General features: G+C 64.4%; 7 protein-coding genes and 3 pseudogenes. 3 read left to right on the top strand and 7 right to left on the bottom strand.

Annotated elements, in window-relative coordinates:
* Nucleotides 1–267 precede the first annotated feature (267 nt).
* Both B4N44_RS15300 and B4N44_RS15295 read right to left on the bottom strand, forming a co-directional pair.
* Nucleotides 268–1,098, bottom strand: a pseudogene (locus B4N44_RS15300) (ISAs1 family transposase).
* A gap of 112 nt (nucleotides 1,099–1,210) precedes the next feature.
* Nucleotides 1,211–1,429: pseudogene (locus tag B4N44_RS15295) on the bottom strand (ISAs1 family transposase); the annotation flags it as partial.
* 197 nt (nucleotides 1,430–1,626) lie between these two features.
* Between B4N44_RS15295 and B4N44_RS15290 the strand changes: the two are divergent.
* Together B4N44_RS15290 and B4N44_RS15285 are read left to right on the top strand one after the other, a co-directional pair.
* A complete protein-coding gene (locus B4N44_RS15290; protein WP_296702528.1) occupies nucleotides 1,627–2,499 on the top strand; it encodes a hypothetical protein in 873 nt (290 codons plus the stop codon).
* 476 nt (nucleotides 2,500–2,975) lie between these two features.
* Nucleotides 2,976–3,942, top strand: a pseudogene (locus tag B4N44_RS15285) (transposase).
* 111 nt (nucleotides 3,943–4,053) lie between these two features.
* Here the strand turns inward: B4N44_RS15285 and B4N44_RS15280 are convergent.
* Nucleotides 4,054–5,016 carry an MBL fold metallo-hydrolase gene (locus B4N44_RS15280; RefSeq protein WP_296702526.1) on the bottom strand — a complete coding sequence of 321 codons (963 nt, stop codon included), beginning with the start codon at nucleotides 5,014–5,016 and terminating at the stop codon, nucleotides 4,054–4,056.
* A 91-nt stretch (nucleotides 5,017–5,107) separates the two neighbouring features.
* Between B4N44_RS15280 and B4N44_RS15275 the strand changes: the two genes are divergently transcribed.
* Nucleotides 5,108–5,365 (top strand): DUF427 domain-containing protein, encoded by a 258-nt coding sequence (locus tag B4N44_RS15275; RefSeq protein WP_296702524.1) that lies wholly within the window; start codon nucleotides 5,108–5,110, stop codon nucleotides 5,363–5,365.
* 4 nt (nucleotides 5,366–5,369) lie between these two features.
* Here the strand turns inward: B4N44_RS15275 and mtnC are convergent, their stop codons facing one another.
* The 4 genes from mtnC to B4N44_RS15255 form a co-directional block, all read right to left on the bottom strand.
* Complete coding sequence (gene mtnC, locus B4N44_RS15270) at nucleotides 5,370–6,047, bottom strand: acireductone synthase (RefSeq protein WP_296702521.1); 678 nt, start codon at nucleotides 6,045–6,047, stop codon at nucleotides 5,370–5,372.
* Between the two features lie 361 nt (nucleotides 6,048–6,408).
* Nucleotides 6,409–7,431 (bottom strand): HD domain-containing phosphohydrolase, encoded by a 1,023-nt coding sequence (locus B4N44_RS15265; RefSeq protein ID WP_296702519.1) that lies wholly within the window; start codon nucleotides 7,429–7,431, stop codon nucleotides 6,409–6,411.
* A gap of 2 nt (nucleotides 7,432–7,433) precedes the next feature.
* Nucleotides 7,434–10,859: a PAS domain-containing hybrid sensor histidine kinase/response regulator gene (locus tag B4N44_RS15260; RefSeq protein WP_296702517.1), complete on the bottom strand. Its 3,426-nt coding sequence runs from the start codon at nucleotides 10,857–10,859 to the stop codon at nucleotides 7,434–7,436.
* Between the two features lie 21 nt (nucleotides 10,860–10,880).
* Complete coding sequence (locus B4N44_RS15255; RefSeq protein ID WP_296702514.1) at nucleotides 10,881–12,362, bottom strand: GAF domain-containing protein; 1,482 nt, start codon at nucleotides 12,360–12,362, stop codon at nucleotides 10,881–10,883.
* Nucleotides 12,363–13,144 lie beyond the last annotated feature (782 nt).

Raw genomic sequence — 13,144 nt, 5'->3', positions numbered from 1 at the left:
TGGACCAATCGATGATCAAGGCCCCCCGATGCATGCTTGACAGGATGAGCCAGGAGCCCCCAACTAGCATCAGACCACCGAATAGAAAGACGAGGACGATCTGGTAGGGCAGCAGAGAAAAGACGATGTTCATCGCGCAGACTCACCGTACGTCCGACGGGTAACGGGTAGGAAATTCAACCGCCTCTGCGAGCCCAAGGTGGCGTCAGCATGAGAGGTTAGCGAGGACCAGAGGGCTGGTCAAGGCTCAACCGCAGGGCAATCGCATCAACCGCGGCTAATATTGGGAGGACCTGATGGAGCGTTCTGACTCGCGGTCCGTGGCGCCTCGAAGAGGAGCTTCGCCAAGTACTGCTCGTCCCAGCCCGCCTTGAGACGTTTGTTCTTGATGCCGAGTTTGGTGCTGTCGTTCTTCAGCCGCGACATGGCGATGTGGCGCAGCACCGCGAGGTTCTCGCGGGCCTGCGTCTCGCGCACGCGGCAGGCGTCCTCGCGCATGGCCACATCGAGGCGCCAATGCAGATTGTTTCCCACGTCCCAATGACCGCACACGGCGAGCCCGAAGTCGGCCACGCCGGTGCCGATGCTGCCGATGACAAAGTGCGTTTCGCGCGAGACCTTGCCGTCGCTCTCGCGCGTGGACTCGACCATGCCGATCAGGCTGGCCGGCGCACTGCTGTCGTGGCACGCACAGCGTCGCTCTCGCGCGTGGACTCGACCATGCCGATCAGGTTCATGCCTTTCCACAACGCGCTGCGCGGCACGCCGGACAGATCCCCGAGGGTGCGGTAGCGGCGCGTCTCGATCCGGCCGTGGCCGCGCTCGGCGGTGTCGAGCGCTTCGCTGTCGACCCCGGCGTTAGTCCTTGGCGTCGGCCTCGATGAAGGCCTCCTCCACCTCGGCAGCCAGGACGCCCTGGTTGCCTTTCAAGGCCAAGACGTCGTTCCCGCCTTGCTCGATAATCTGCTCGGCGATCTTGGTCTGACACCCCATCGCATCGATGGTGACGATGGCACCCTTGAGGATCAGCAGCCCGAGCAATTGGGGAATGGCCGTGATCGCGTTGGATTTGGCATCGGTGGCGACCTGCCCGAGCACCACCCGGTTGGCCGTCGCCCACGCGCTGATCAGATGCAGCGCCGCCAACCCCCTTGGCGCGGTTGTGGGAACGGCGCAGCGTCTTGCCGTCGATGGCGATGATCTCACCGGGGATCACCGTGCGGATCGACGCCGCCCACGCGCGGAAACACGCCTCGAACGCTTCGGGCGCCAGCAGCGAGAAGACGCGTCCGAAGGTATCGTGCGACGGGATACCGTTGGGCAACTCCAGGAATTGCCGAAACCAGGCCTCCTTCGCGCGGCCGAACTGTGCGATGGCCACCCAGCCGTCGGCGCCGGCGAGCGTCGCCGCAATGGCGAGGATCACCATGTCGAGCAGGTTGTGCCGGCGCCGCAACGCATCGCGCGGGTCTTCCAGCACGCTGAAGTGGCCCATGAGGGAGGAATCGGTTTCCGGCGTCGCCATCGTCGCAGCTCCATATCGCATAAAAATCTGCGTATTGTGGCTGCCATATGACACCATGTCTAAAAGTATATCTTAATTCTCTGATGCGATTGCCCTGGGCCATGATCCCTATCGAGCTGAAGGTGGTGGACTATGACCCAGACAACAATGTTGCCTACAACAACAGCGAGACCGGGGTGAAGATCACCTACTTTCCGGTGATTCACGCCCGCAAGGGCTTCATCGGCTACAAGCTGGAATGGCTAACGCCGAGTGGCGAAGCCCTGACGATGATCTACACGGGTGACACCAAGCCGGAGCGGCTCAGTGTCGATGCAGCGTTCAACAACGGTGACGGCGTCGACGTCTTCATCCATGAGATGGGCGCAGCTGCGCAGATCTGGGCCATGAAGAACACGAACGCCAGGACGCTACCCGATGAGCACAGCGCAGTTGTCCGGCAAATGCTCATGGTCCAGAACAGCTCCCATAGCCCCCAGGGCGCGTTCGGCTATGTCCTCAGTCAAATCAGCCCCTTGCCGCGTCTAACGGTGGCGACACACTTCCCGACATCCGACGACACCGTCGCCTGCGCAATGAAGAGCGTTCGGCAGCATGTGGATGTTGTCCAGGGTAACGATCATCCGTGGATGCGTGAAATTCCACCGAATAACAAAAGGCAAAGACGACGCAAGAGCCTGCCTCGGATTACCTGGTCCTTCGACCTCATGGTGATCTCGGTCACGCCGGAGCAGATCATCGAGAAAAAGGGCGTGGTCCCCGACATCGGCAATGTCGCAACCTATCAACCGCCCCCAGGTACCGTAGACGCCGATGGGAGCCCAATCCCGTATGGCTTCAACGCACCGAAATACGGCTATCTCGATGACAACGGCTTACCCGTCGGTGATCCCTACGCCCAGATCGACACCACGACAGAATATTGCCCTTGTGATGAGTACGGAAACTGCAATTACCGCGAAGATGGATATTGAGCTCTTTGCCCTGCCCGGCGATGATCACTTTGTCCTTTTGACGAGGCTCGATTAACCGCAGAAACGCAGAGAACGCAAGGCGCACGCAGAGATGCTGACGAAAACGCTGGCTGGTCTCTGCATTCTCTGCGCCTGCGGTTCGAATTTAGACCTCTGCGGTTTGAATTTAGAACTCCTGCCCGGGCGCTGGGAGCACTGCTCAGCTGCACGACGACCTTCACGATTTGCTGGTCAAATTCGAGGCCGGGCTCGGGAAGGCCGGAGGAGGTCCCAGTCCCGCATCGGCGCGGAAGCACCGTCTCAGGCGGGCGGTGGCGGCTTACCGATGTGCGGCGGGATGTGCTTGGTGTTCAAAGGGCACGGCTTGGCTTGGCTCCGATGGGTTAGGGTCCGCTAGCAGCCTGTCGGACTTTCCCGGTACCGGGCGGCATTGCCGCCCGGTAGACTAGGCGCAGCAGACTTGGGGGCCTGAGCCGATAAGCCACTTCCGTTCGATCAACCGCGACATCGATGATCTGTTGCCGCCCTCGGTGCAGGATTGGCTGCCCGAAGGTCACCTGGTGCGCTACGTGGTCGAGGTCGTGGAAGGGACTGGATCTGCGTGCGCTGGAACAGGCTTACTCCGGGCAGGGTAGCCTGCCCGATCACCCCGCCACCTTGCGCTCGCTGCTGATCTACGGCGACGCCACCGGCTGCTACTCCAGCCGCAAGATCGAGCGGGCGACCGATGATTCCCTAGCGTTTCGCTTCATTGCCGCCAACAGCCATCCCGACCACGATACCCTCTCGATCTTTCGGCGACGCTTCGCCAAGGCGTTCGAGGGAGCCTTTGTCCAGGTGCTCCAAGTCGCCCGCGAGAACCAGCTCAGCCGCTTCGGCACGGTCAGCCTGGACGGCACCAAGATCCACGCCAATGCCGGCTGCCACAGCGCCCTGTCCTACGGGCACGCCGAGGCGATCGAGGCGCACCTCAAAGGCGAGGTCCAAGAGCTGTTGGCGTTGGCCGAGGAGGCCGACGCCGCCAACAGTCCCGACGGCATGAGTCTGCCCGAGGAGATCAACCGGACGGAACAGCTCTTGGCCGATGCCGGCGACTTCAGCGAGGCCATCGTGACGGCCTGCGAGAGCACCGGCATCGAGCCGGCGATCGCGATCAAACGCGACGAACACCATCCGCATTGGTCGGAGCACTTCGAGAGCCCCGAAGCCCCGCCCGCCGAGGCGCCCCCGCTTGAACGCATGGCCCACCGGCTGAAGACCCCCAAAGGGCGGGCGACCTACGCCTTGCGCAAGCAAACCGTCGAGCCGGTCTTCGGCATCCTCAAATCCGTGATGGGGTTTCGTCAGTTTCTCACCCGCGGTTTGGACAATGTTCAGAACGAGTGGATCCTGGTGTGCTTGGCGTTGAACTTCAAACGCATGGCCGTCTTGCGCCCGCAGTAAGGGACATCGCGAGAACACCCTCGCTTTTCGCCTAAAATCGTCTCTTTTACGCAACGAACGGCTCTTCGGAGCCTCGATGCCAGCACCCCAGTGGTCAAGTCCGACACGCCACTAGCACCCGAGCCCAGCCTCGGTGCGCTGGCCTGGCGTGCCGAGCGCCTCGAAATAGGCTTCGATGCGCGTCTCGCCGCGTGCATAACGCGCATGCCAGCCAGCCGGAACCGGCATGGCCTCGTAGAGCTGCTTGCGCTCGGACTCCAGCAGTCGCCGTGGCCGGCCCATGACATCGGCGGCACAGTAGAGGCGTCTGCCGCTCGCCTCGCTGAGCGCGCGCAACCAGTCCGTACCGCTGGAGCCGCGCATCAAGTGATGGTCGAGGATCACGACCCTCACATGCTCGGCCAGACGCAGCGCATTGCGCCGGGCGCACGCCCGCTCGGCCGCACTCAGCCGCCCGAGATACAGGGGTGGCCCGGCGGCCAAAACGATCGTCGGTCGCCAGTCGAGGATGCGATCCACCGTGGTGTCGTCCAGGAGCTGGATGTCGGAAGCATGCACGAAGACCTGAGCACCGCTGCTCACGCGTGTCATCATGACCGAGCCGAGCGCACCCTTGGGCGTGCCATGCGGAACCGCCTGCGAGAAGGCCAACGGCCCATCCGCGCGGCCTTCCGCCACGCGCAGGCCATCGCCGAACAGCGTCACCAGATCGCCCCGACGCTCGCGCATGCGCGGCGTGAGGTCCTCGGCACTCTTGCTCCAACAGCGCAGATTGCGACAGCGACTTGGCAGGTCGCGCATCGACAGCTGATACGGATTGGCGTCCATGAGTGGGATGTGATCACCATGGAAATGGCTGATCACCACATCGGTGGCTTCATTGAACGCACGCCGGATTCTCCCCCGGATGGTCCGCCCAACGCCGATCTGCAGAGGATGCGGAAGCAACCCATCGCGCCAGTCACCCAGCGCGATCCCGGGGTCGATCAGGATGCACCGAGTGGCGGTCGTCACCAAACAGCATAGGCTTCGGACACCCAGTGATTCAGCGCCGATGATCTCGATGGTGGCCATGTGATACGCCAGATGAAGAATCCTGACCCGCGCGTGAATGCACGGCTGGGCTGGAGTCACGCTTCAATCGAAATCGATTCGGAAGGATAGCGTGATCGCCGAGAGCGCGCAGGTCGAGGAGATGGATGGCCATGTCTATTTTCCGATTGCATCGGTTCGGCAGGATCTGCTGCGGCCGAGCGACCGGCGCAGCGTCTGCCCCAAGACGGGTCAGGCGCACTCTTTTCATAGCGTGGTCGGTGACGACTGCAACGTCAACGCCGCCTGGCGCTATCCCGACCCGAAACCATCCGCCGCGCGCATCGCGGACCATATTGCCTTCTGGCGCGGGGTCGAGGTGGTGCATTGAGCGATTACAGCGGAATCCGGTCGAAGCGCGTGGCCCGCCGGTGAGCGGCTGCCGGTCCCGCGAGACCCGCGCGCATCATCCAGACCGTCTGCCACTCCGCCTCCCGGGCCGCGTCGAGCTCCTCGCGCACATCCGACAGGAACAGGATGCGCTGGGGCGGGACGCCGATGGCCTCGGCGATACGCCGGTAGGAGTCGGCCGCGCGCTTGTGTCCGATGCGGGTGTCGAAATAACCGGACAACAGCGGCGTCAGGTCGCCGGCGACGGTGTGGCCGTAGATCAGCCGCTGCGCGTGGACCGAGCCCGACGAATAGATGTAGAGCCGTAACCCCCGCGCGTGCCAGTTCCGCATCGCCGGGGCCACGTCCGCATACAGGGGCGTCATCAGCTCGCCGTTGCGGTATCCCTCCTCCCAGATCAGCTCCTGCAAGTCCTTCAGCGGCGTCACCTTCTGGTCACGCTCCATCCAGTGGCACATGCGCACCACCACCGCCTCGTCGTTCCACACGCCGCCCGCATCCCGCGCCTCGTCCATGATCGCCGCAACCTCGGGCTCGTTGCGGTGCCGACGGACGTAGTTCGGCAGGCGTTCGCGGGCGTGGGGGTACAGCACCTCGGTCGCGAAGGCGACCGAGGTGGTCGTACCCTCGATGTCCAGCACCACGGCATCAACCGTCATCATGTCTGCTCAATACTGTCGATGGAGATTCACGGAGAGTCCGGAGTGTCAAGCCAATTCAGGCTGCGCTCGTCACATCCGGGGAAATAGAGGGCGCTCCACCATTCACTCGCACTGACCGATCAATGGAGCCAAGGCACAGGCCACCAAACCGGCCATCAGGTTCAGCGGCAAACCGATCCTCACGTCATCGCCGACGCAATGGCCACCCGACCCCATGACCATCGGATGGGTCCGATATCCAATCGGTGTCACGCAGCTCGCCGATACCCATCGCCTCGTCTGCATCGAGCGCGATGACGTTCAGCCATGTCCGTCTTCAGGCAACCGCGGATGTGGCCGCCACTTGCTGATACAGGTGTCATCAATCTTCCAACCATTGCTCCCTGATCGCGAGGATCTCCGGCATGATGTCGAGGAACGCGGTCACCAGCTCGGGATCGAAGTGGGCGCCGCTTTCCGCGCGCAGCAGATCAAGGGCCTCGTCGACCGCCCAAGGCTCTTTGTACGGGCGTCGGGTCGTCAGGGCATCGAACACGTCGGCGATGGCGACGATGCGTCCATCGATCGGGATTTCCGTGCCGCTCAGACCCTTGGGATACCCGGTGCCGTCCCATTTCTCGTGGTGGCTGAGGGCAATGCTGGCGGCCAGATCGAACAGGGGGCTGCTCGGCTTTTGCGAGCCGATGATGCGGGCGCCGATCTCGGCATGGGTGCGCATCACCACCATCTCGTCGTCATCGAGCCGGCCAGGCTTGCGTAGGATGGCGTCCGGGATGCCGATCTTGCCCACGTCGTGCATGGGTGCGGCACTGAGCAGCAGCTCGGCGGCCTCGTCGGGCCAGCCGGTCGCCTGGGCCAGGGACTGCGAGTAATGCGACATGCGGATGACATGCAGGCCGGTCTCGTTGTCCTTGAACTCGGCGGCACGCCCGAGCATCTGCAACGTCTGCAGACGTGACTGGATCAGGTCGTCGTGCAGCCTTTCCGCGGCCCTGGCCAACTCCTCCTTCTGCTGTGACAGCGCCAGGTGGGTCTTCACCCGCGCCTTCACCACCGCCGCCCGCACCGGCTTGGCGATGTAGTCCACGGCGCCCAGCTCGAAGCCCGCGCTTTCGTCGGATTCCTCGGCCTTGGCGGTGCAGAAGATCACCGGGATGTCGCGGTAACGTGGGTCGGCCTTCAGTTGCCGGCAGACCTCGTATCCATCCATGCTGGGCATCATCACGTCCAGGAGGATCAGGTCTGGCCGCTGCTTCTCGACGGTGGCCAGGGCGTCGGCGCCCGACTTGGCGAAGCTCAATGCATGCTCGCCCTTGAGGATCTGTCGCAGCAGGTTCAGGTTGGCCGGCTCGTCGTCGACGAGCAGGATTCGCGCGTTGGGCATCTTCATTCCTTCAACATCAGCTCATGTTTCAGAGCACGTGCGAGCTCGGCGGCCTGCTCCAGCTCGAAGCTGTCCAGTGCGTCCTCCAAGGGTTGGAAGTGCTCCGGCTCCAACAGCTCGCGCAGTGCATCGGTCGCCTCGTCGTCCAGGTCCGATTGATCGAGTGCCGCAAGCAGCCGATCGAGCGCGTTCAAGGCCGCCGGCACGTCGATGCCAGGGGCCGTGGCCGCCGCGCGATCCTCGAGCGCCTGGTCGAGATCGTCACCGGCCTCGATCAACAGGTTCAGGTCCGCCTCGAAGTCCTGCATGGCGTCGTCCAGCGCAGTGATGTGCGCGGACTCGGGAAGCCCTCCGGCCTTGAACACCTGTTCCAGTGCGTTGCCCAGCGTCGCCAAGCGCTGAATACCGAGGTTGCCCGCCACGCCCTTGAAGGCATGGAGCAGCTCCACGCCCGGCACGGGATCACCAGCGTCCACGATGGCCTGAACACGCGCCACGCAATCGCCGTAATCGCGTCCGAAACGCAGCAGCGCCTTGCGATAGACGTGGGCATCGAGCCAAAGTGCGAGGCCGGCCTGGGCATCGATTAGCGCGAAGGGCAGTTGCTCGATCCCCGTCGGTTGCGACGACGCCTCGGGCTTCGGCGCGGCCTCGTAGGACGGGAAGAACCGGGCGATCTTGTTGTAAAGATCGGCAAAATCAATCGGCTTCCAGGCGAATTCATCGGCACCGGCGTCCATGCACCGTTGCTGATCCTCCTCGAGGATGCTGGCGCTGAGGACCACGATGGGGATGTGGCCACCTTGTTCAGACTCTAGTCGCCGGATTGCGCGCGTGGCGTCCAGGCCATCCATGACGGGCATATGCACATCCATGAGGATCAGGTCGAATCCGCCCTGTTGGAACTGCTCGAGTCCTTCCCGACCATGGTTGGCGATGCTGATCTCGTGTCGGCGCTGACCGAGACGGACGGTGATCAATTCCTGGTTGAGCGGATTGTCCTCGATCAGCAGGATCTTCAGCGGCCGCGTCCAGAGTCCTTCCGCGCTCTGTCTCTGCGCGCTCGACTCACATTCGCCCTCGGCGAGCGGCAGCGTCACCACGAACTGGAAGTTGCTCCCAACGCCTTCCTCGCTCTCCACCCAGATGGTCCCGCCGAGGGTCTCGACGATGGCCTTGCTGATCGCGGTGCCCAGCCCCGTTCCCCCGAAGCGTCGCGTGGTGGAGGCGTCGGCTTGCGAGAAGCGCTCGAAGATCTTGCCAAGGTTGTCCCGGCGGATGCCGATGCCCGTATCGATGACGCAGAAGTGCCAGTCCTGGTCACCTTGGCCGGGTTTGATCTCCAGGGTGATACTGCCGCGCTCGGTGAACTTCACGGCGTTGCCCAGCAGGTTCACCAGCACCTGGCGCAGTCGGCTGGGGTCCCCGCGCACGCAGCTCGGCAGGTCATCCGACAGCCGCAGGTGCAGCTGCAGCCCCTTGCGCTGCGCAGTCACCATGACCAACTGCACGACATCCTGGGCGAGGGCCAGCGGATTGAACGGCACCCGCTCGATGGTCATCTTGCCGGCCTCGAGCCTAGAGACATCCAGGATGTCGTTCAGGATGCTCATCAGCGACTTGGCCGAGGTGGTGACCGAGCGCATGAGCTTGGCCTGTTGGACGTCGAGCTTGGTCTCCATCAAGAGCTCCGACATGCCGATGATGGCGTTCATCGGGGTGCGGATCTCGTGGCTCATGTTGGCCAGGAAGGTGGATTTGGCATGGCTCGCCTGCTCCGCGGCCTCCTTGGCCGCGCGCAATGCATCCATCAGGCGCACCTGGTCGGTGATGTCCTGCAGTGTGCCGAGCACCCGCTGTGGCGTGCCGTCGGCGGCACAGAAGAGCTGGGCCACGGCGCGGATGACCCGCTCCTCCTGGTCGGCACGGATGATCCGGTAGTGCAGCGAGCAACGCGGCTCCTCCTGGCTCAATCCGGTGATGGCGTCGAGCACCGCGGCGCGGTCGTCCGCGTGCGCCAGCTCGTGGATGCTGTCGCGCGTGGGGATGAGCTGCTCTTCGGAGAGGCCAAAGATCTCATAGACCTTCGGCGACCAGGTCACGGCGTCAGTTGCCCGGTCCCAATCCCAACTGCCGATCGAGGCGATGCACTGCGCGGTCTCCAGGCTGGCGCGACTGTACTCGAGATCGCGGGTGCGGTCTCGGACCTTGGCCTCGAGCTCCTCGTTGAGCTGCTCCATGCGCCGCGTGTAGAGCCGGGCGTCGGTCACGTCGCGCGTGGTGAACAGGATCCCCAACCGGCTGCCGTCCTCGGCGATGACGTGGGTGATGCGGTTCTCGAAGACACCGTCAGCCTTGCCAGGCAGGCCGTTGACCTCCCAGACGCTGTCGTCGGCGGTCTCGATCGATGTCGCCCCGGGCGGGAGCAGCGGCAGGCGCTCCTGCAAGACCTCGACTGGTCGCCCCAGCACCTCGGCCTTGCTGACGCCGAAGAGTGACGCGGCGGCCGGGTTGAACAAGGCGACTCGCAGCTCGCCGTTCAAGGCCAGGATCCCAAGATGCCTGGACGAATCCAGGATGCTATTCAGAAAGGTGCTCTGCTCGAGGACCTGCAGCTCGGCACGCTTGAGCGCGGTCACGTCCTTACGACTGATCAGCACGCCGGCCAGCTCGCCCTGCAGACGCCGCGCGGTGACCAGGAACCAGCGGGTCTCCCACGCCAGCGGGTCCCGCACCTCCAGTTGGACCTGGTCCTCGGCGCCGTCCTGCACGCGCTGAACGCGCTCGGCGAAGGTTTGCCCGCCGAGCGCCGGGTCGTCGGCCTCGGTGATCAGCCGATAGAGATCGTGCTCGAGCCAGGCCGATGCCTTGCCGCGGCCGGGGTCCTTGAAGGTCTCGTAGGCCAGCCAGGCCTCGTTCACCAGCAGGATCTGGCCGTCGCCGTCGGCGACCAAGAAATGGGTGTCGGCGCCTTGGGTGATGGCCTGCAGCAGGCTGGCCGTCAGCTCGTGCTGCTGACGCAGGCGGGAGGCCTGCTGAATGGCCTGACGTTCGGCGGTGATGTCCGTCCACAATCCGACCCGCTCCGGCGTGCCATCATCGCCGTCTTGCTGGCCGGTGTCGCGCATCCAGACCTCGGTGCCATCGGCCTTGCGGATGCGGAATTGGACGCTGTAGCGGCCGTCCTGTTCGAGCTGATTGGCGATCAGGCGGTCGGCGCGCTTACGATCGGCCGGCAGGATCAGGTCGTCCAGCGTCAGCGCCTCGGCACCCGCGAAGCGCTCCGCCGGGTAGCCGGTCAGGGTCTCGATGCCGCCCGCGATGCCAAGCCGACCGTCGGCGGACAGCCGATAGTGCAGGAAGGGGCCGAAGGCCTTGCCGAGCAGGCTCGCCGACGGCGCTGGGATGGAATCGCTCGCGGTCACCATTATGCCATCCGTCCGCTTGAGCTAGAGCCAGGCGCTCAGCTGGTCGCGCAACTGCCGGGCGACGAACACCTGCTCGTCCGACCAGCCGCGGGAGAAGCCGCGACGCACCTGCACCCAGCGCTCGAAGGACTTGCGCGGCGAGATCTGCACGCCCTCGCCACTCGCCTCCATCGGCTTTTCGGGGTTGCCCGCCCAGGCCACCTCGCTGACCTCCTCGGGCCGGAACAGATAGAGGTACAGATGGCCGCTAGCCAGTTGCTTGGCCCGCACCGAAAGACAGAGTAGCCCCCGGAAGGGGGCATGCTCTGGCGCCGCGTCCCAGGCTCCGGCGATGTGATCCGTGGAGTAGAGTGTGTCGCTCATCGCTCGGCTGCACCAATGGTGCACGCCCGTGAGCATCTCGGCGGGGGGCGCATCGGCACCGAGCGGCGTGATCTGGTCGCCGATCGCCACGGCGCCGCTCGTCACGCCGAACAGCTTGGACAGGATCTGGAACTGGCTGGCGAGGCTGTCGGCGATGGACCCGCCCCGCGCGAGCTGCGCGCGCACGGGCTCCAGCCGCGCGCTCAGTGTCTCCAGCAGGCTGCGCTCGATGGAGCGCCGATGGCTGAGCAGGGCTTCGACATAGGCATCGACCAGTGCCTTGCAGCGCTGGCGGGCCTCGAGCGGGATCCAGCGAGGCTCTGGGTTGTGACAGGCCACCAGACCCCAGAGCTTGCCCTCCACCATGACCGAGGTGGAGAACGAGGAGGCCACGTTCATATTCGATAGGTACTCGACATGCATCGGCGAGACCGAGCGCAGGTCCGACCAAGTGAGGTCCAGCGCGGTGCTCTCACCCTGCAGAGCCTGGATCGGCACGGGCGCGGCGGTAACGTCCGGGATATGCCGGTAGGGCGTCTGGGCGTAGAGCTTGCGGGCGATCGCCGGGATATCAGTCGCCGGAAAGCGCAGGCTCAGATAGGTGCCGGGCGAGTGGCGAACGCGCTCGGCCAGCACCACACCCGACCAGTCCGGGGTGAATTGATACAGCATCACCCGATCGTAGCCGGTCACGCCGCTGATGGCCTCCACCAGGCTCTGTTGCACCCGCTCCAACCCGGCGCTGTCCAGCGGCGCTTGCCAGGCGGCGAGCTGAAAGCACTCGGGGTCGTTCTCGGGATCGAGCGAGGTCTCGAGCTCCAGCAGCCAGCCATCGCTGGTCGGCGAGATCAGCACGTCGAGCTCACCGAGACCCAAATCGAGCGCGCGCGGCAGATGGACCCGTTTCCCGGCGCCCTTCGGCAGCTCGCCCAGATCGGGCAGGTTCATCTCCAGCCAGTCGCGCCCATCGGCGCCGAGCAGCTCATCGGGGGCCTCGCCGAGCAGCTCAGCGCTGTTGGCGCTGACGTAACGGAAGGTCATGTCCTGCTTGGCGAGAAACAACAACACGCCATTGGCCTGGATCTGGCCCGAATTGGCCAGCCGCTCATGCTCGCAGTCGGCGATGGTGACAGTGTTCATGGTGGTGGACGAAGGAACCTTGTTTCAACGATGGTGAGGGGACTCTCCGAATTCCGGGAACAGTTTACGCAATTCCGCTCTCACGCGCCGAAGAGGTCGCCGGTGTCACGATCAATCGGCGATCGGCGTCGAGGCGCCTCGTTGGAACCGGCCAGGTCGTGGTCCAAGGCATCATGCGGCGTGACCATGGCGTCTCGGTCGCCCAGGGGGTTAGCCCGATCTAAAAGGCAGGGGTCACCATTTGTTGCGGCCTGGCAAGGCCGCGTTATCTTGCAGGTGCGAAGCCTGTCCGGGTAACCGCTAGCCACGGACCTGGAATCGAGACTTGCAGTTGGACCGGTAACGGACCGATTGATGCGTAGTCAGGAGAGGAGGCGAGGTGCAAGGGTAACAGGTGATGCTGACCTTGAAGGCGTAGAGCTCCGAAAAGACCGACGTTGGGAGCGGCCGATGGTTTAAATGGGCCAGCAGGCAACAGCGCTGTCTGCACCATGGCGAGTGCGCAGCGACCCCCCGGAGTCTCAGGCCGTGTCGAGCCTCACATCGAGATAGCGCGGTAACCAGGGAGATCCGACAGTCGGCGCCGAAGGATCGGCGCACCCGCGAACAAGCGTCGAAAGCGAGGAAGCGGGCGGAGGCTGTCGGAAGTCGGAGCCACCCATAGGAGCACGGATCTGCGGTAATGCGCGGGGAGCAAAGGGGTGGCGGTTTGGGATCACGAGTCGGGGAAACATGGCGGTGGGGCTGCTCCGTTGGAAGTAGACACCCGGCCCCTGGCTCCT

Origin of the sequence: Thiocapsa sp. UBA6158 (genome assembly GCF_002423035.1) — a bacterium.
Lineage (GTDB): Bacteria > Pseudomonadota > Gammaproteobacteria > Chromatiales > Chromatiaceae > Thiocapsa.
This window is presented reverse-complemented; position numbering and strand designations above follow the sequence as displayed.